We start from the raw sequence: 17,716 nt of genomic DNA on the forward strand, positions 1-17,716 counted from the left end.
AGATAAAATGAAAATTCAAGAAGTGATCGTTGTTGAAGGCAAAGACGATACCAAACGAATTAAAATGGCGGTGAATGCCGATACGATCGAGACTCGCGGATCAGCAATCAGTGATGAAACCCTTGACCAAATTGCGGAATTGCAAGCAAAACGGGGAGTGATCGTATTTACTGATCCGGATTTCTCTGGTGAAAAAATCCGGAAGACAATTCAAGAAGCAGTCCCAGGAGTCAAACATGCCTTTTTGAAACGGAAAGATGCCGTTCCAGATCATCAAGGAAGTTTGGGCGTTGAACATGCAAGCCCTGAAGTGATCCGCGAAGCATTGAAAAATCTTTACACGGAGGTTCCAGATGCCCCAGCAATGATTTCACGTGAAACGTTGGCTGCCAAGGGCTTGATCAATGGCCCGGCAGCCAAAAAGCGCCGGGAGTTGCTGGGCGAAATTTTAAATATCGGTTATACTAACGGCAAACAACTGTATAAGCGGTTACGGTTATTTGAAATTACACCGGGCGATTTTGAAGATGCCATGCAAAAAGTTGAACGGCAAATGGAAAACGGTGATCAGCATGAAGAATAATGAAATTGAAATTGCTAATCCGACCCGAACACGGGCGATTATGGAAACATATGGGCTAAACTTTAAGAAGAGTTTAGGTCAAAATTTCTTAACGGACATTAACGTGTTGCATAACATTGTGGATGCGGCCGAAGTCAGCGAAGATGATGATGTGATCGAAGTTGGACCGGGGATTGGAGCTTTAACGGAGCAACTTGCTAAGCGGGCACATCAAGTCATGGCTTTTGAAATTGATGAAAGGTTGATTCCAGTGTTAAGGGAAACGTTATCTCTTTACGATAACATTGCCATTGTACAACAGGATATTTTAAAGGTGGACCTCGAACAGCAAATTAAAGCGCACTTTGATGGCAAGCATCATTTAAAGTTAGTTGCTAATTTGCCGTACTACATCACCACGCCGATCATCATGCATTTGTTGGAAAGTGGAATCCACTTTGATGCAATTGTGGTGATGATGCAAAAGGAAGTCGCTCAACGGTTAACGGCGGAACCTGGGACGAAAGATTACGGTTCTCTTTCGATTGCGGTTCAGTACTATACTAATGCGAAGATCGCCTTTATTGTTCCAAAGACGGTTTTTGTTCCGCAACCAAAAATCGATTCGGCAGTTGTTCGGCTGACACCGCAAAAACCGATTAAGCAACCTCAAGACGAACAAGCATTTATGCAGCTAGTGAAGGGAAGTTTTGCGCATCGGCGGAAAAGCTTGTGGAATAACCTGTTAGGAATTTATGGGAAAGATCCAGCAACTAAAGAACGATTGGAAAAGGTTCTTGCACAGGTTGGAATTGAAAAGTCGATTCGGGCTGAGCGGCTGACAATTAGTCAATTTATAGATTTATCTAATGGATTAATAGAAAATAATTAGAAATTAGAGTAATTTATTGCTTTTTGTTAAAGATTTGTGCTAAAATTGAGATTTTCTTTCGTGTGTGGTATAGTGTACGCTGACGGGAGGATGAAGCACATGCCAAGCACTTTAGCAAAAATTAAGTCGATGTTGGATAGTCATATTGGAAAGAAACTGACCGTTACGTCTCATGTTGGGCGCAAAAAGATTTTAACCTGTAAAGGTAAACTGAGTGAAACATTTCCAGCTGTTTTTGTAGTTGAACTCGACAAGGATGAAAGTGCGGTTGAGCGTGTTTCATACAGCTACACGGATGTTTTAACGCAAAATATCAAACTTGAATTTGAAAATGAAGAGGCCGAAGAATAGTTTAAATAACAATCGAAAGTGTCTATTTCATACGAATACTGCTTTCCGCGGTATAGTATGAGGTAGATACTTTTTATTTACAAGAATGAAGGAATTAAGTTGAAGAAAATCGGAAAACGAATCGGTCAGATTTTGATTGGAATCATTGTAATTGCGTTGGTTGTTCAAATGATTTTATTGGTTCCCAGTCCGCAAAAAACATTGCGGCAAGGCCAATTGCGAAACGACATTCATTATCAGAATGTACCAACGCTGCTGATCAATGGATTTGGCGGCAGTAATTACACGTATAATAAAATGATCAATTATTACCAAAAGGAAAATATTGCGCAAAAAACAATGACGATCCATGTAACACCGACTGGTTCAGTTCATGTTTCCGGGTCAGTGAAAGGGAAAAAGAATACGCTGATTCAACTTTTATTTGACTGGAACCTTACCCAAACATATAATTCGCAAACGAATTGGACGATCAAGGTTATTAAGATCTTGCATAATAAATATGGGGTTAATGAATTGAACGTGGTTGGTCATTCATGGGGCGGAACCGAATTTTTGCATGCCCTTGGACAATCGAAATGGATCCAACAAAATGTGAAGTTCAATAAGGTTATTTTGATGGGAACGCCGGTTAACGAGGGAGTTACGAATAAGGTAACGTATCCGCAAGCACTGCGGGAACATTTAACAGACGCAGAGTATCGAAAATTGAAACGGGAATACCAGGATTTAACGCCGTGTTCATCGATCAAACTTTATAACGTGATGGCTGATTACCGTGATAATACTGATACTTCAGTTCCGAATGTCCAATCTGAATTCTTAGCGACGATCTTAAATCCAAAGTGGTCATCGTGCAAGACCGTAATGTTTTATGGCATCAAACACTCTGCTTTACATCAGGATCCAAAAGTTTTAATGAAAGTGGCAAGGATGCTGTATGACTAACAAAAAAGGTTGTGTCGAAGACACAACCTTTTTAATTACAATTTTTCAAATTGAACGGACGCACAAGGTAAACTTCCTTACAAAAGCCCCGTAAACTGTTGTAAATGTGCTGGGCCCGCGACTGTTTGGTCGAGATTCCAAAAACAGTTGGCCCCGTTCCGCTCATTTGAGCTGCTTCAGCACCAAATTTGACCATTTTTTCTTTGATTCGGATGATCTCGGGATATTTTTGAATCGTAATCGGTTCAAGGGAATTTCCCATACTTGCAGTTAATTGTTTCCAGTCTTGCTGCTGAATTGCCTCAACGACACTTTCAACGTTCAGGTGCTGAATTTCACTGAAATCAATTTGTTTTAAAATGGTCGGAGTTGAAACACTGGCTTTGGGTTTGGCAACAACGAACCATAAGGAAGTCAAATCGTTTAACGGGGTGATTTTTTCGCCCTTGCCTTCAACAAGGGCGGGACAGCTGTATACGCAAAACGGAACATCAGAATCAATTTCAAGTCCGATGCGAGCAAGGTCCATTAACGATTGATTAAGGTTCCAAAGCTTATTAAGACCGCGTAACACAGCGGCGGCATCAGCCGATCCGCCACCCATTCCAGCTGAAACAGGAATGTGTTTGTCGATGGTGATCATTACTCCTTGATCGATCTGAAACTGTTCTTGAAGCTTTTTTGCTGCTTGAAATGCTAAATTTCGTTGATCTTGCGGGAGAAAACCGGTATTTGTCTGAACTTGGATCCCGTTCGAATCATCACGCGTTTCAATGTGAACATAATCCGCTAAATCGATTGCCGTCATGACCATGCGCCATTCAGGATCACCGTCAAGATGCCGGAAAAGGGCATCAAGACTAAGATTTAACTTAGCAGGTGCCTTTTCTAAAGTTTCCATGGGCTCTCCTCATTTCACCTAATAATTAATTTTTATTATATATGTTTTTCGAAAAGTTTTAAACCATAATTCATGATTTGAGAATTGTATTTTGATAATTTAATGATTAAAATAATCTTATCATAAGAATCACATCATAATAGGGTTGAATGAGAGTTTTTCCTGATTTTATCCGTAAGTAAGCGTTGACTAAATTTGAATATAATGGTAAAATAGCGTCATTCGTATTAAAAACCGAATATTTCTTCTTATACGAATAATAAAATAATATAGGGGTTAATTATTAAGATAAGGGCAAAATTACGTTAATAATTAATAGAATAAAACGTTAAATTAGGAAAATTTAAGAATGGAGGCTTTAAAAATGAAAGTACGTAGAAGTGATCGTTTGATTGATATGACAAGTTATTTCCTTAACAACCCGCATAAACTTGTATCATTAACATATTTTGCAAAGCGGTATGAATCAGCTAAGTCATCAATCAGTGAAGACTTAGCCATCATTAAGCGAACATTTAATGTACGTGGAATTGGAATCTTAGAAACGATCCCGGGAGCTGCTGGTGGTGCTCGTTTTATTCCATCAATTGGTGAAGAAGAAGCTGAACGCTTTATTTGGGAAATGGCAGCTGAACTTTCACAAGAAAACCGGTTATTGCCTGGAGGATATGTATACCTTTCAGATTTATTAGGTAAACCGGAAGTTTTGCGGCATGTTGGCCGGTTGATTGCGCGCCAATATATGGGCCGTCAAGTAGATGCCATCATGACGGTTGCCACAAAGGGTGTGCCGATTGCGCAAAGTGTTGCATATTATACAAATGCTCCATTTGTAATTGTTCGGCGTGACTCAAAGATTACTGAAGGTTCAACCGTTTCAGTTAACTATGTTTCAGGATCAAGTCAACGAATTGAAAAGATGGAATTATCAAAACGGAGTTTACGGCGCGGCTCACATGTTTTAGTTGTTGACGATTTTATGAAAGGCGGTGGTACGATCAACGGAATGAAGTCAATGATTGAAGAATTTGACTCTGAATTAGTTGGGGTAACGGTCTTTGCTGAAGGAGTCGTTGATGAAGGCAGCCGGTTGATCGAAGACTATACTTCGTTATTGAAAGTTGATAATGTCAATACATTGAATAAGACGATCCACGTAAGTGCCGGAAATTACCTTGCAAAGGTATTTGGCAAACGGACAGAGTAGGGTCAAAAGGAAGCTGGAAGGCTTCCTTTTTTCGAATGCAACAATAATTGAAGTTCATATTTTTTTAAGTTAGAATTTAAACATGAGTAAATAACTTTAATAGAGAATGAGGATAAATCAATGACAGCAAAATTTGCAATTATCTTAGCAGCGGGTCAAGGAACTCGCATGAAATCAAAGCTATATAAGGTTCTTCACCCGGTATGCGGCAAGGCCATGGTCGACCACGTGCTTTCACAAGTTGAAAAGGATAACGTTGACCAAATCGTAACGATTGTTGGTCATGGAGCAGAAAAGGTTCAAGAAACCCTTGGTGACCGGACGAAATATGCTCTTCAAGAAGAACAATTAGGAACTGGCCATGCCGTTTTGCAAGCGGAAAAGATGCTTGGCTCAAAGGATGGGATGACTTTAGTAACATGTGGCGATACCCCATTGTTTATGGCAGAAACGTTTGCTAAGCTATTTGAATATCATGAAAAGAACGGCGACGTGGCAACGGTTTTGACAGCGAAAGCCGATGATCCATTTGGTTACGGCCGTGTAATTCGTAATGCAGTTGGTGAAGTTGAAAAAATCGTTGAACAAAAAGATGCAACACCTGAAGAAGCCAAGGTTGATGAGATCAATACGGGCGTTTATGTTTTTGATAATCAAGCATTATTTAAAGCTCTTCACCAAGTCAACAATGACAATGCTCAAGGCGAATACTACTTACCAGATGTAATTGGAATCTTCCAAAATGCAGGCAAGAAGGTCGGTGCCTTTGAAATGGATGACTTTGAAGAATCAATGGGAGTTAATGATCGCATTGCCCTTGCAAAGGCGACGAAGGTAATGCAACGCCGAATCAACGAAAAACACATGCGTAACGGAGTAACAATTATTGATCCGGATAACACGTACATTGATGCTGGTGTTCAAATTGGGGCTGATACGGTTATTGAGCCTGGCGTTCAACTTAAAGGAAAGACAATTATCGGCGAAGACTGTGTGATCGGTGCCCATTCACAGATTCGGGACTGCAAGATCGAAGATGGCGTTACGGTTACTGCTTCATACCTTGAAGAATCAGTAATGCACAAGAATTCAAACATTGGACCATATAGTCATTTACGGCCATTAGCAGACATCGGTGAAAATGTTCATATCGGAAACTTTGTTGAAGTCAAGAAGGCTGAAATCGGCAAGAACACTAAGGTTGGTCACTTAACTTATGTTGGCGATGCAACTTTAGGTAAGAATATCAACGTTGGTTGCGGAACGATCTTTATCAACTACGACGGCATGAACAAGCACCACACCAATGTTGGCGACTATTCATTTATCGGAAGTGGCGCCAACTTAGTTGCTCCGCTTGAAATTGAAGACCACGCTTACGTTGCTGCCGGATCAACAATTACAAATGATGTTCCAGCTCATGCAATGGGAATTGGTCGGGGACGCCAAGTAAACAAGGAAGGATATTATGATCGTTACCCAGTTGCAGAAGCTGCAAAAAAGGCCGAAAAAGCTGATAAAGACTAAGAATTAGCTTGATTTTAAGCTGGTTAACGCATACTATATATTAGTAGAATAATCATTATTGGAGGCAATCATGGCTGAACAAAGTTATAATTCAAAGGTTAAAATTTTTGCTTTGAATTCAAACAAACCATTGGCAAAGAAAATTGCTGATGCCGTAGGAGTTCCTTTAGGTAAGACTTCAGTTGACCGTTTTAGCGATGGCGAAATTCGGATCAATATTGAAGAAAGTATTCGGGGGGATGAAATTTTCATCATCCAATCAACGTCTGCACCGGTCAATGACAATTTGATGGAATTGTTAATTATGATCGATGCCTTAAGACGGGCGAGTGCATCAACGATTAACGTTGTGATGCCATATTATGGATATGCACGGCAAGATCGGAAAGCTCGTTCACGCGAACCAATTACTGCAAAGCTGGTCGCAGATATGCTTGAAAAAGCTGGTGCAGATCGTGTAATCGTGCTTGATTTACACGCTGCTCAAATTCAAGGATTCTTTGATATTCCAGTAGATCACTTAATGGGTGCTCCATTATTGGCTGACTACTTCTTGAAGAACGGCCTTGAAAAGGATGCAGTTGTTGTTTCGCCTGATCATGGGGGTGTAACTCGGGCACGGAAGTTAGCTGAATTCTTAAAGGCTCCGATCGCAATTATTGATAAGCGGCGTCCCAAAGCCAACGTTGCCGAAATTATGAATATTATTGGTTCAGTTGATGGCAAGCGGTGCATCATTATTGATGATATGATCGATACTGCCGGGACGATCACGTTGGCATCACAAGCATTGATGGATGCAGGTGCAAAGGAAGTTTACGCATGTGCAACGCACCCTGTACTATCAGGTCCAGCAATTGAACGTCTTGATAAGTCTCCAATTAAGAAGATTATCGTAACGGATTCAATTCAACTTCCAGAAGAAAAGCAGATCGATAAGTTGACTCAAGTTTCAGTTGGTCCGCTTATCGGTGATGCAATCAAACGGATTCACGAAAACAAGCCGGTTAGTCCGTTGTTTAAGAATCGATTCCGTTCGGAATAAATTGTTAAAAATAAGCAAAGAGGCTATGGTTTTTACCATAGCCTCTTTAAATTGGTGAAATTTATTTTGGAAAAATTAGCCGATCATTATGCAAATATTTTTCAAATTGCTGATAAACAGGGGTAAAAATTTCAAGTTGATTGCCTTTAGCAAGCATTTCCCGCGGGAAGAAGAACCGTTCATCACCGGTGATTTTACCGCTGATGGCTTTGACCAGGGTGCTGACCGTTGAAAGTTCGATTAGGCTTCCGTCCGTTTGCATCAGTTCAATTTGGGTCTGTGGCTTCTTGGAACTTGGATTGTACGAATCGTATGGTAAATCAAAACTATCGTTGGTGGCTGCATAATAATACGGATCAAAACCGGCTTCAGCAATCAAATTGCGTAAGGTTGGCAACAATGAACGTGTATCGTCATTGACTTTGGCTGATTTAAGCGGTTTGCGGTTTAAGAACCGCCGGGCAAGGTCTTTGAGAATGTGATCGTCGCATTCGCTCCAAATACTGAAACAGGTATTCAAAACGCCATCATCAAGTTTTAAGTACTGTTTAAGCGAAAACTGATTATCAAAAAACGGTTTTAACGTTTCGTATGCAAAATCATGCGGCAATTGATCCATTTCATACAGGTCCTTAGCGCGTTTCAATAATGAACTTAAAATGACTTCCATTGACCGGGAAACGGGATGGAAATAAACTTGCTGGTACATTTGAAAACGGCTGACAATGTAGTCTTCAACTGCATGCATTCCACTAAAGTTAAAGGCGATCCCGCCTTGGTACGGCCGCATGACTCGCAAGATCCGGGTAAGATCAAAATTGCCGTATTTTGTCCCAGTAAAATACGAGTCGCGTAAAAGGTAATCCATCCGGTCCGCATCGATCTGGCTTGAAATCATCTGGACAACTTGCTGGTTCGGATAGGTCTTCGCAATCACACTGGCGACCTGTGCAGGAAAGTCATCGCTGACTTGGCGCAGAACATGATTGACTTCGGTTTCCGGCGAAGTGATGATCTGCTGTGTCATTTGTTCATGGTTAGTATGAAAAATATGTTCAAAAGTATGCGAGTATGCTCCATGACCAACGTCATGTAAAAGGGCGGCACATAAAGCAACGAGCCGTTCATGATCATCCCATAAACCATCATTGGAATTTTGGGTCGGATAATTGCGTTGGAAAAGGTCACAGATTTTTCGGGTGATTTCATACACCCCAACGGAATGTGAAAACCGTGAGTGTTCAGCTCCGTGGAAAGTATAACTAGTTGTGCCAAGTTGCTTGATCCGACGTAACCGTTGAAATTCCTTGGTATTGATCAGGTCAAGGATCACTTGGTGCTGAATGTAAATGTAATTATGGATCGGATCACGCAGAACCTTCTCCATTGGTAAAACTTGCGGATGCAAAACTGTGATTGGAGCCACTTCCTTTCGGTTAATGATTATCTTTATTATACCGCAACCGGTAAATTAATCGGTGGTAAAGTGAATTGCAGCTCGATATAATAGAACTAAGGATTTTTAGTAAGGAAGTGATCACAAATGACATCCCAAAATGAAATTCCGGTCAAAATTCACGTTGAGACTGTTCATCGCCAAGATGGACAAAAGGAAGAATATGCAGAAGACTTTGATGGTCGGCTAATTGAGATCGGGGAGACGGTTTATTTGCGTTATGAAGAAGAACTCCCAGAAAATGAACACGCAACGGTGACCTTTAAGATTGCAGGCGATGAGGAGGTCCAACTGACTCGGAAGCTGGAACATCAGAAGCTGCATTTGACCTTTAAACCAGGAAAACGAATTCCATCCCGATATCAAACTCCATATGGTAATATTCCAGTTGCAACCTTTGCCGGCCGAATGGAAACGGTGCTTGAGGATGATCCACGGGCCGGAAAGTTAGAGATCGATTACCGCCTTTATAATGGAGATTCTTTACTTGGCGATTATAAAATCAGATTGCAATTTACCGCGTAGTATTGTATGATGAAGAGTAAACTGCTGAAAGGACGTGTACCAAATTGGGGCTTGAAAAATTCGAAGGTATGAATAAAGATGAATTGTCAATGATCGAAGTTTCACGGGAAATTTTGCATGAAAAAGGCGAACCGATGGCGTTTGCTGATTTAACAAACGAGGTTCAAAATTTCCTTGAAAAGAGCGATGAAGAAATTCGTGAACGGTTGCCACAATTCTATACTGACTTAAATATTGATGGCAGTTTTATCTCATTGGGAGATAATATGTGGGCATTGCGCTCATGGTATCCATTTGAATCAATCGATGAAGCACTTGTCCATTCTGATGAAGCAGATGATGATCAACCACGCAAGAAGCGGAAAAAGGTTAATGCTTTCTTAGACTCAAACGATGATGACGATGTGATCGATTATGACAATGATGATCCTGAAGATGATGATTTTGCTGATGATGATGATCACCAACAAGATTTGAAGGATTACCAAAATGATTTGGATGATGTGGACGATGGCGATGACCCGCAAGATGATTTGCCAGATGGAATCGAAGGTCAACTTAACGAATTTTCAGATGACGATGATGAATAAAGGCTTGACGCTCGAATAACGATTAGGTAAAATCTTACTTGGGCGCTCGTAAAGAGCCTTTTGAACGGAGAAAGCTCCCTACCTTATATTTTTAAGGTAGGGGGCTTGTTGTTTTTTGTAATCCCCGGAAATCAATTAATTTGGAGGAATATTTCACAATGACCAAGTATATTTTTGTTACTGGTGGGGTTGTTTCCTCACTTGGAAAAGGTATTGTTGCAGCATCTTTAGGCCGTTTGCTTAAAAATCGTGGATTAAAGGTTACAATTCAAAAGTTTGATCCATACATCAACGTGGACCCTGGAACAATGAGTCCATACCAACACGGTGAAGTTTTCGTTACTGATGATGGAACAGAAACTGACTTGGACCTTGGCCATTATGAACGGTTCATTGATATCAACCTTAACAAATATTCAAACGTTACGACCGGGAAGGTATATTCAGAAGTTTTGAAAAAAGAACGGCGCGGTGACTATTTAGGAAAGACCGTTCAAGTTATTCCGCACATTACAGACATGATCAAGGAAAAAATCTTACGTGCCGGAACAGTTACTGATTCAGACGTTGTAATTACTGAAATTGGCGGAACTGTTGGGGATATTGAATCGCTTCCGTTTCTTGAAGCTTTACGGCAAATGAAGGCGGAAGTTGGAGCTGATAACGTGCTTTACATTCACACGACGCTTCTTCCGTACTTGAAGGCTGCGGGTGAAATGAAGACCAAGCCAACCCAACACAGTGTAAAGGAATTACGGAGTGTTGGGATTCAACCAAATATTTTGGTTGTTCGTTCTGAAAAGCCAATTTCACAAGAAATTCGGAATAAGATTGCAAGTTTCTGTGACGTTGATCCAGAATCTGTAATTGAATCTCTTGACGTTGATACGCTTTACCAAATTCCATTGAACTTACAAGCTCAGCACATGGATGATATTGTTTGCCGAAAATTGAAACTTGAAACCCCAGAAGCTGATATGACTGAATGGAAAGAATTAGTTGATCGGGTTCGAAACCTTAAGGGACATGTCAAGATTGCATTGGTTGGAAAGTATACTCAACTTCCAGATGCATACATCTCAGTTAATGAAGCTCTTCGGCACGCTGGTTACAAGGTAAACGCCAAGGTTGACATCGATTACTTTGATGCTGAAAACCTTGATAAGGATAACGTTGCTGAAAAACTTGGCAGCTATGACGGAATTATTGTTCCTGGCGGTTACGGTTCACGTGGAATCGAAGGAATGATCCAAGCAATTCGATATGCCCGTGAAGAAGATGTACCATTCTTAGGAGTCTGCCTTGGAATGCAAATGGCAAGTATCGAATTTGCCCGCGACGTTCTTGGAATTGAAGATGCAACGACCGGTGAAGTTAACCCTGATGCACCTCACAAGATAATTGATTTGATGGAAGCGCAAGCTGACGTTGAAGACATGGGAAATACTCAACGGTTAGGAGCATATCCATGTAAGCTTCGTCCAGGGACTGTTGCAGCTGCCGCTTATGACAACCAAGATGTAATTCAAGAACGTCACCGTCACCGTTACGAATTCAACAATGAATATCGGAATGCATTTGAAGCTCACGGCCTGGTCTTCTCAGGAACATCACCAGATAATCGCTTAGTTGAAGTTATCGAAGTTCCAGAAAATAAGTTCTTCGTTGCATCACAATACCACCCAGAATTCTTATCACGGCCACAACGTCCAGAAGGATTATATGCCGCATTCGTTAAAGCTGCTTTTGAAAATCAAAAGTAATTTTAGAAGGCGAATTGAATTAAATGTGTTATCCTTATAGTAGCAATAGATACGGAGGCGAACTAGGGATGAAAGAAAAGAAATTAGAACACCTTGCTGAAGAAATTGTAAAGTATCAAGAAAAGTATCATTTAACAGATGCTGAATTGGCACTGACAAGTCATTTTTCAGTAGAACGAATTCATGCAATCAAGGCGGGACAAGTTGAAGTTCGTCCTGAAGAATATGGAGAATTACAGGAATTGTTGGCTGATGAGGAACCAGTTACAAGTGATGATAAACAATAGAAACTGTAATTGAGAGCGAAGAGGCTGCGACAATCATGTCCAGTCTCTTTTATTGTATTTAACTAAGTTGATGGGTTTTAAAGAAAGGAAAGTAAAATGGCAAAGAGAAAACGCAAAAAGCAAAAGGTCACCCCGTCACAGGTCATTATTACGGTCTTAGCCGCAATTTTGATTGTGCTTGCTGGGGGGAGAGTTTCTGGCAAGTTGGGACGGCTTGATCTTGGAATGACGCAAAATGTCCGGGCGGGTCAAAATACTCCCAATCAAAAATTGGCATCAAGTGTATTAACAGATAGTGTTAAACAACAACTTGGAGGTTCGATTACCTATAATGGTCATGGGGCGTTCATTATCAACAATAATCAAAATGATTTGAATGCTCAAATTGCAAGTGCCCCGTACGCAACGGATGAAGTTGATAACTTAGGCCGGCCGCACATTGGCAATGCGTGGTTGAATAAGACTTGCCGGCAGTACAAAAATCGGGAGCAAACCGGGAACGGCCGCACTGATTGGAAACCAGCTGGATTCCATCAATTAAGCGGATTACCGGGAGAATATAAGCATGCTTATGACCGCGGACACTTGTTAGGGTATGCATTGGTTGGCGGGATTCGCGGTTTTAACGCTTCTGAATCAAATCCGGCAAACGTTGCGACCCAAACTGCATGGGCAAATGAAGCTCGGTCAGCTAATTCAACGGGACAAAACTATTATGAAGGCTTAGTCCGGAAAGCTCTTGATCAAAATAAGCAAGTTCGTTATCGGGTAACTGATATTTATGACGGCAATAATTTAGTTTCGGCGGGAGCGCATATTGAAGCCAAATCGTCTGATGGATCGTTGGAATTTAACGTTTTTGTCCCGAATGTTCAAAACAATATTCGAATCAATTACGCAACGGGTTACGCAACACAAAATTAGTAATATTCTTTAAAAACGATTGAAACCCAATTAAGGATTTTGTATCATTAGAGTTGACACGTCGGCTCGACGATGGTTCGGATTATTAATAAATAAATTTAAAAAATTAGTGAGGATTCTTACGATGAAAAAAATGATCGTCAAAGGAGAACAGCGTTTGCACGGCGAAGTAACGATCGGCGGTGCAAAAAACAGTACAGTCGCTTTGATTCCGGCCGCAATTTTAGCTGATACTCCGATTAAATTTGACTCAGTTCCTGAGATTTTAGATGTCCATAATTTAATGTTGATTCTTGAAGCGATGAATGTAAAATCGCATTTTTCGCATGGACAATTAGAAATTGATCCTACTAACATCGAGAACCGCCCGTTACCTGGAGATGCGATTCGCAGTTTACGGGCATCATACTATTTCATGGGCGCAATGCTTGGCCGGTTTGGCAAGGCGGTTGTTGGATTCCCTGGCGGGGACAACATTGGCCCACGTCCGATTGACCAGCATATTAAAGGATTTAAGGCGCTAGGTGCACATGTCGAAGAGGAAGATAATGCGGTTCGAATTACGACTGGTCCTGAGGGGTTGCATGGAGCGCGGATCTTCTTTGACATGGTGTCCGTTGGGGCGACGATCAATGTTTTGCTTGCCGCCGTTAAGGCTAAGGGAACAACGATCATGGAAAATGTTGCAAAGGAACCAGAAATCGTTGACTTAGCAACTTTCTTGAACAATATGGGAGCCCATATTCGAGGGGCTGGAACGGATGAGATTCGAATTGAAGGGGTTGAGAGTTTAAAGTCGACGAATACCCATACGATTATTCCGGACCGAATCGAAGCCGGAACTTACCTTGCATTTGCAGCAGCAAATGGTGACGGTGTTTTGGTAAAGAATGTAATCACAGAACATTTAGATCCGTTTATTGCTAAATTGCGTGAAATGGGCGTTACGATGGAAATTAACGAAGACAGTATTTACATCCCAGGGAATGATCGGTTGAGTCCGGTAACGGTTAAGACATCACCGTTCCCGGGATTTGCGACTGATTTACAGCAACCAATTACGCCACTGTTAATGTGTGCCCAAGGAACATCCAAGATTATTGAAACGATTTATCCGAAACGAATCAAACACATTCCCGAAATGCGGCGAATGGGTGCTGACATTTCATGCGAAGATGGGGTATTTACAATTCATCATGCAAAGAATCTTAAAGGGGCCAACGTTGATGCTGGTGAAATTCGAGCTGGCGTTGCGCTTCTTGGACTTGGATTGATGGCTAAAGGAACAACGGTTATTAATAATGCAGATAATATTTTGCGTGGTTATGATCGAATCGTTGAAAAGATGCGAGGGTTATCAGTTGATATTGAGTTATTGACGGTGGCTGATAATCTTTAGAAAGTAGTAACAGGATGGAAAAGAAAACATCGAAGAAGAGCGAACCCGAAAAAAAACGGGTTGAAAAGGGAAAGACATCTTTAAAGGCAAAGGAAACTAACAAGAATAAAGAAGCCAAACAACAGGTTTCACACGAAAACATCACCCTTGAAGATCTTGAAAAGAAGACGTTGCGGGAAATTTACGAATATGCACGTCGGTATAAAATTCCATATTACAGTCAGATGAATAAAAAAGAGCTTGCGATGGCGGTTGTCCGGGCGCAAGCTGAAAAACAAGGATACTTCTTTATGAATGGGGTCCTTGAGATTATTTCCCATGATTCATATGGATTCTTGCGGCCAATCAACTATGGTCCATCGCAAGAAGATATTTACGTTTCGGCAAGTCAGATCAGTTTATTTGGGTTGCGGAACGGTGATCGGGTCGCTGGGCTAGCCCGTCCACCACGGCATGGGGAGCAAAACTACGGTATGATGCGGATTGACTCGGTCAATGGCAAGGCTCCGCAAGAAGCTAAAAACCGTCCGCACTTTCCAGCACTGACTCCAATTTATCCGGAAAAACAGATTAAATTAGAAACAACTTCGAATAACATTTCGACGCGGACGATCGATTTGTTTGCTCCAATCGGATTTGGTCAACGGGGATTGATTGTAGCACCGCCCAATGCTGGGAAAACTAGTATATTAAAGGCAATCGCAGGTGGAATTTCGGCTAACTATCCGGATGCTAAGCTGATGCTTCTATTAATTGATGAACGTCCGGAAGAAGTTACGGATCTAGAGCGAACGGTTGATGGTGAAGTGATTTATTCAACGTTTGATCAACGACCGGAAAACCATGTTCGCGTTGCCGAACTTGTTTTGGAACGAGCAATGCGGCTTGTCGAAGATAAACAGGACGTTGTAATTTTGCTTGATTCACTTACCCGGCTGGCCCGGGCATATAACCTGGTTGAAACTCCAAGCGGGCGGACGTTGTCTGGCGGGGTCGATCCAGCGGCATTGTACAAACCGAAGAAATTTTTCGGAGCGGCCCGCAACGTTGAAGAAGGTGGCAGTTTAACGATTCTTGCAACGGCTTTGGTTGATACTGGCAGTCGAATGGACGACGTGATCTATGAAGAATTTAAGGGAACTGGTAACCAGGAACTTCAATTAAGTCGGACCTTAGCTGAACGCCGAATTTATCCGGCAATTGATTTGGACAAATCAGTTACTCGACGTGAAGATCTGTTGCTGAGTGATGATATTCGTAACGCAATTTGGAGGTTGCGGCGGAAGCTGATGACAAATGACTTGACGCAAGATACAACGGAGGTTTTGAATATGTTGCGTAAGACAAAGAATAATGATGAATTTATTCAACAAATCAGCAAAATAAAGTTGGTTAAATAATTCAAAGAGTTATTGCATGAAAATTTTATTCATGATAACATGGTGTATGTTGCATGTTATATGCATAAATAACTCTGGCTCAGCAAATGGACCAGGGCAAAGGAGCGAAATTTAAATGAAACAAGGAATTCATCCAGATTACCACAAAGTTGTATTTATGGATTCATCAACAGGATATAAGTTCTTATCTGGTTCAACAGCAACATCAGATGAAACTGTTGAATGGGAAGATGGTAACACATACCCATTGATCCGTGTTGAAATCTCAAGTGACTCACACCCATTCTACACAGGTAAGCAAAAGTTTACTCAAGCAGACGGGGTTGTCGATCGTTTCAACAAGAAATACGGCTTTACAAACAAATAATTGTAATGAGAAGTTGGCGAAGCCAGCTTCTTTTTTTTCTAGGTTTTCGTCTCCAAGTGAGCTAAAATTGAGGTAGGCAGCTTAGTTGAAATAAAATTTGATATTTGATATTTTATACTTATAAAAAGTAAGTGGGTTGATATAGAAAGGAAGATTAGAATGATTAAAGAGTTAACTGATCAAAATTTTGAAACTGAAACAGCTAAAGGGCTTACATTTACAGATTTTTGGGCAACATGGTGCGGTCCTTGCCGGATGCAAAGTCCGGTCGTTGATCAATTGGCTGACGAAATGGGTGACCAAGTTCAATTTGGAAAGATGGATATTGATCAGAATCCAGAAACGGCTCAAAAATTAGGCATTATGTCAATTCCAACAATGGTAATTAAAAAAGATGGTAAAATTGTAGATACAGTTGTTGGGTATCACGATAAAACTCAACTTGAACAAATTATCAATCAATATCTTTAATTAATGAGGTGTCACAATGGCAGATAAATACGACGTAATTGTGATCGGTGCAGGTCCCGGCGGAATGACGGCTGCACTTTATGCATCACGGGCAAACCTGAAAGTTGCGATGCTTGATCGCGGGGTGTATGGCGGTCAAATGAACAACACGGCCGAAGTTGAAAACTATACGGGCTTTAAATCAATTTTAGGACCGGATTTGGCTGAACAAATGTATCAAAGTGCAATCCAGTTTGGAGCAGACTTCGTATACGGAAACGTTGAAAAGGTAACGGTTGACGAAGACGGAATCAAGCACGTGAAAACTGACAGCGGCGAACTTGAAGCCCCGGCAATCGTGATTGCAACTGGTTCACAATACCGGAAATTGGGAATTCCAGGTGAAGATGAATATAGCGGTAAAGGTGTTTCATACTGTGCGGTATGTGATGGTGCTTTTTATCGTGGAAAAGACGTTACAACGGTCGGCGGCGGTGATTCAGCGGTTGAAGAAAGCGAGTATTTGGCTAAGTTAGTTAATAATGTCAACATCGTTCACCGGCGTGATCAATTGCGTGCTCAAAAAATTCTTCAAGATCGTGCATTTTCGAATGACAAGATCAACTTTACGTGGAATACGATTGTTACGGAAATTGTGGGTGATGGTAAGAAAGTTACGGGCGTAAAAACTCACAACAAGGAAACGAATGAAGACCGGTTGGTTCCAACCGATGGAGTATTTATCTATATTGGAAACGTTCCAATGACGGAACCATTCAAAGCACTTGGAATCACTGATGAGCAAGGCTGGGTCATTACGGATGATGAAATGAAAACCAGCGTACCAGGCGTGTTTGCGGTTGGGGATGTGCGGGATAAGAAGTTGCGCCAAATCACAACTGCCGTTGGTGATGGTGGAATTGCCGGCCAAGGCGTTTTCAGTTACATTGAAAGTTTAAAAGATTAATTTGATCACATTAAAGTAGGGAACGAACAGATTAATGTTCGGTTCCTGCTTTTTTGTTTTTAAAGAATTGTCGAAAAACAACCTTCGTATTTATTTGGCTGTTTACAAAAGAAAGTTTGTGATATATATTTATTAATGTTGTTTGATTTAAACAA

General features: G+C 41.1%; 19 protein-coding genes. 17 read left to right on the forward strand and 2 right to left on the reverse strand.

Going from position 1 to position 17,716, the window contains the following annotated elements; genetic code table 11:
* The first annotated feature begins 7 nt into the window (after positions 1–7).
* The 4 genes from rnmV to FC64_RS07060 all read left to right on the forward strand — a co-directional run bounded on the left by rnmV (position 8) and on the right by FC64_RS07060 (position 2,753).
* A complete protein-coding gene (gene rnmV, locus FC64_RS07045; protein WP_202987287.1) occupies positions 8–583 on the forward strand; it encodes a ribonuclease M5 in 576 nt (191 codons plus the stop codon).
* Positions 573–1,454, forward strand: a complete 882-nt coding sequence (gene rsmA / locus FC64_RS07050; protein WP_057907208.1) for a 16S rRNA (adenine(1518)-N(6)/adenine(1519)-N(6))-dimethyltransferase RsmA — start codon at positions 573–575, stop codon at positions 1,452–1,454. Before rnmV ends, rsmA begins: the two co-directional genes overlap by 11 nt.
* Before the next feature lie 99 nt (positions 1,455–1,553).
* The gene (locus FC64_RS07055) at positions 1,554–1,805 is read left to right on the forward strand and encodes a Veg family protein (protein WP_057907209.1); all 252 of its coding nucleotides are present in this window, start codon (positions 1,554–1,556) and stop codon (positions 1,803–1,805) included.
* Positions 1,806–1,904: 99 nt separating this feature from the next.
* Entirely contained in the window at positions 1,905–2,753 is an 849-nt protein-coding gene (locus FC64_RS07060) for an alpha/beta hydrolase (RefSeq protein WP_057907210.1), read from the forward strand.
* Positions 2,754–2,784: 31 nt separating this feature from the next.
* On the opposite strand, the gene ispE is transcribed toward FC64_RS07060, so the two are convergent.
* Positions 2,785–3,654 (reverse strand): 4-(cytidine 5'-diphospho)-2-C-methyl-D-erythritol kinase, encoded by an 870-nt coding sequence (ispE, locus tag FC64_RS07065; RefSeq protein ID WP_057907211.1) that lies wholly within the window; start codon positions 3,652–3,654, stop codon positions 2,785–2,787.
* Positions 3,655–4,018: 364 nt separating this feature from the next.
* Between ispE and purR the strand changes: the two genes are divergently transcribed.
* The 3 genes from purR to FC64_RS07080 all read left to right on the forward strand — a co-directional run bounded on the left by purR (position 4,019) and on the right by FC64_RS07080 (position 7,433).
* Complete coding sequence (gene purR, locus FC64_RS07070) at positions 4,019–4,861, forward strand: pur operon repressor (protein ID WP_057907212.1); 843 nt, start codon at positions 4,019–4,021, stop codon at positions 4,859–4,861.
* A gap of 120 nt (positions 4,862–4,981) precedes the next feature.
* Entirely contained in the window at positions 4,982–6,388 is a 1,407-nt protein-coding gene (gene glmU, locus FC64_RS07075) for a bifunctional UDP-N-acetylglucosamine diphosphorylase/glucosamine-1-phosphate N-acetyltransferase GlmU (RefSeq protein WP_057907213.1), read from the forward strand.
* A gap of 70 nt (positions 6,389–6,458) precedes the next feature.
* Positions 6,459–7,433 carry a ribose-phosphate diphosphokinase gene (locus FC64_RS07080; protein ID WP_057907214.1) on the forward strand — a complete coding sequence of 325 codons (975 nt, stop codon included), beginning with the start codon at positions 6,459–6,461 and terminating at the stop codon, positions 7,431–7,433.
* 61 nt (positions 7,434–7,494) lie between these two features.
* Here the strand turns inward: FC64_RS07080 and FC64_RS07085 are convergent, their stop codons facing one another.
* Positions 7,495–8,820: an HD domain-containing protein gene (locus FC64_RS07085; RefSeq protein ID WP_057907250.1), complete on the reverse strand. Its 1,326-nt coding sequence runs from the start codon at positions 8,818–8,820 to the stop codon at positions 7,495–7,497.
* A gap of 156 nt (positions 8,821–8,976) precedes the next feature.
* On the opposite strand from FC64_RS07085, the gene FC64_RS07090 reads away from it, so the two are divergent.
* The 10 genes from FC64_RS07090 to trxB all read left to right on the forward strand — a co-directional run bounded on the left by FC64_RS07090 (position 8,977) and on the right by trxB (position 17,561).
* Complete coding sequence (locus FC64_RS07090; protein ID WP_057907215.1) at positions 8,977–9,414, forward strand: YwiB family protein; 438 nt, start codon at positions 8,977–8,979, stop codon at positions 9,412–9,414.
* 44 nt (positions 9,415–9,458) lie between these two features.
* Complete coding sequence (rpoE, locus tag FC64_RS07095) at positions 9,459–10,004, forward strand: DNA-directed RNA polymerase subunit delta (RefSeq protein ID WP_057907216.1); 546 nt, start codon at positions 9,459–9,461, stop codon at positions 10,002–10,004.
* A 158-nt stretch (positions 10,005–10,162) separates the two neighbouring features.
* A complete protein-coding gene (locus FC64_RS07100) occupies positions 10,163–11,767 on the forward strand; it encodes a CTP synthase (protein ID WP_057907217.1) in 1,605 nt (534 codons plus the stop codon).
* 68 nt (positions 11,768–11,835) lie between these two features.
* Positions 11,836–12,054 carry an LBP_cg2779 family protein gene (locus tag FC64_RS07105; protein WP_057907218.1) on the forward strand — a complete coding sequence of 73 codons (219 nt, stop codon included), beginning with the start codon at positions 11,836–11,838 and terminating at the stop codon, positions 12,052–12,054.
* A gap of 96 nt (positions 12,055–12,150) precedes the next feature.
* On the forward strand, positions 12,151–12,978 hold the full coding sequence (locus FC64_RS07110; RefSeq protein ID WP_057907219.1) for a DNA/RNA non-specific endonuclease: 828 nt from the start codon (positions 12,151–12,153) through the stop codon (positions 12,976–12,978).
* Positions 12,979–13,102: 124 nt separating this feature from the next.
* Positions 13,103–14,377, forward strand: a complete 1,275-nt coding sequence (locus tag FC64_RS07115; protein WP_057907220.1) for a UDP-N-acetylglucosamine 1-carboxyvinyltransferase — start codon at positions 13,103–13,105, stop codon at positions 14,375–14,377.
* A 14-nt stretch (positions 14,378–14,391) separates the two neighbouring features.
* Entirely contained in the window at positions 14,392–15,777 is a 1,386-nt protein-coding gene (gene rho / locus FC64_RS07120) for a transcription termination factor Rho (protein WP_081035670.1), read from the forward strand.
* A gap of 115 nt (positions 15,778–15,892) precedes the next feature.
* Positions 15,893–16,144 carry a type B 50S ribosomal protein L31 gene (locus tag FC64_RS07125; protein ID WP_057826942.1) on the forward strand — a complete coding sequence of 84 codons (252 nt, stop codon included), beginning with the start codon at positions 15,893–15,895 and terminating at the stop codon, positions 16,142–16,144.
* Between the two features lie 159 nt (positions 16,145–16,303).
* Positions 16,304–16,615 (forward strand): thioredoxin, encoded by a 312-nt coding sequence (gene trxA, locus FC64_RS07130; RefSeq protein ID WP_057907221.1) that lies wholly within the window; start codon positions 16,304–16,306, stop codon positions 16,613–16,615.
* 16 nt (positions 16,616–16,631) lie between these two features.
* Positions 16,632–17,561 carry a thioredoxin-disulfide reductase gene (trxB, locus tag FC64_RS07135; protein WP_057907222.1) on the forward strand — a complete coding sequence of 310 codons (930 nt, stop codon included), beginning with the start codon at positions 16,632–16,634 and terminating at the stop codon, positions 17,559–17,561.
* Positions 17,562–17,716: the final 155 nt, after the last annotated feature.

The sequence above is a fragment of the Ligilactobacillus araffinosus DSM 20653 genome (assembly GCF_001435375.1).
Classification (GTDB): Bacteria; Bacillota; Bacilli; order Lactobacillales; family Lactobacillaceae; genus Ligilactobacillus; species Ligilactobacillus araffinosus.

What these genes read in the sequence shown, in the direction of transcription:
- rnmV (WP_202987287.1), top strand. Translation starts at nt 8, where the DNA reads ATGAAAATTCAAGAAGTGATCGTTGTTGAAGGCAAAGACGATACCAAA.
- rsmA (WP_057907208.1), top strand. Translation starts at nt 573, where the DNA reads ATGAAGAATAATGAAATTGAAATTGCTAATCCGACCCGAACACGGGCG.
- FC64_RS07055 (WP_057907209.1), top strand. Translation starts at nt 1,554, where the DNA reads ATGCCAAGCACTTTAGCAAAAATTAAGTCGATGTTGGATAGTCATATT.
- ispE (WP_057907211.1), bottom strand. Translation starts at nt 3,654, where the DNA reads ATGGAAACTTTAGAAAAGGCACCTGCTAAGTTAAATCTTAGTCTTGAT.
- purR (WP_057907212.1), top strand. Translation starts at nt 4,019, where the DNA reads ATGAAAGTACGTAGAAGTGATCGTTTGATTGATATGACAAGTTATTTC.
- glmU (WP_057907213.1), top strand. Translation starts at nt 4,982, where the DNA reads ATGACAGCAAAATTTGCAATTATCTTAGCAGCGGGTCAAGGAACTCGC.
- FC64_RS07080 (WP_057907214.1), top strand. Translation starts at nt 6,459, where the DNA reads ATGGCTGAACAAAGTTATAATTCAAAGGTTAAAATTTTTGCTTTGAAT.
- FC64_RS07085 (WP_057907250.1), bottom strand. Translation starts at nt 8,820, where the DNA reads ATGGAGAAGGTTCTGCGTGATCCGATCCATAATTACATTTACATTCAG.
- FC64_RS07090 (WP_057907215.1), top strand. Translation starts at nt 8,977, where the DNA reads ATGACATCCCAAAATGAAATTCCGGTCAAAATTCACGTTGAGACTGTT.
- FC64_RS07100 (WP_057907217.1), top strand. Translation starts at nt 10,163, where the DNA reads ATGACCAAGTATATTTTTGTTACTGGTGGGGTTGTTTCCTCACTTGGA.
- FC64_RS07105 (WP_057907218.1), top strand. Translation starts at nt 11,836, where the DNA reads ATGAAAGAAAAGAAATTAGAACACCTTGCTGAAGAAATTGTAAAGTAT.
- FC64_RS07110 (WP_057907219.1), top strand. Translation starts at nt 12,151, where the DNA reads ATGGCAAAGAGAAAACGCAAAAAGCAAAAGGTCACCCCGTCACAGGTC.
- FC64_RS07115 (WP_057907220.1), top strand. Translation starts at nt 13,103, where the DNA reads ATGAAAAAAATGATCGTCAAAGGAGAACAGCGTTTGCACGGCGAAGTA.
- rho (WP_081035670.1), top strand. Translation starts at nt 14,392, where the DNA reads ATGGAAAAGAAAACATCGAAGAAGAGCGAACCCGAAAAAAAACGGGTT.
- FC64_RS07125 (WP_057826942.1), top strand. Translation starts at nt 15,893, where the DNA reads ATGAAACAAGGAATTCATCCAGATTACCACAAAGTTGTATTTATGGAT.
- trxA (WP_057907221.1), top strand. Translation starts at nt 16,304, where the DNA reads ATGATTAAAGAGTTAACTGATCAAAATTTTGAAACTGAAACAGCTAAA.
- trxB (WP_057907222.1), top strand. Translation starts at nt 16,632, where the DNA reads ATGGCAGATAAATACGACGTAATTGTGATCGGTGCAGGTCCCGGCGGA.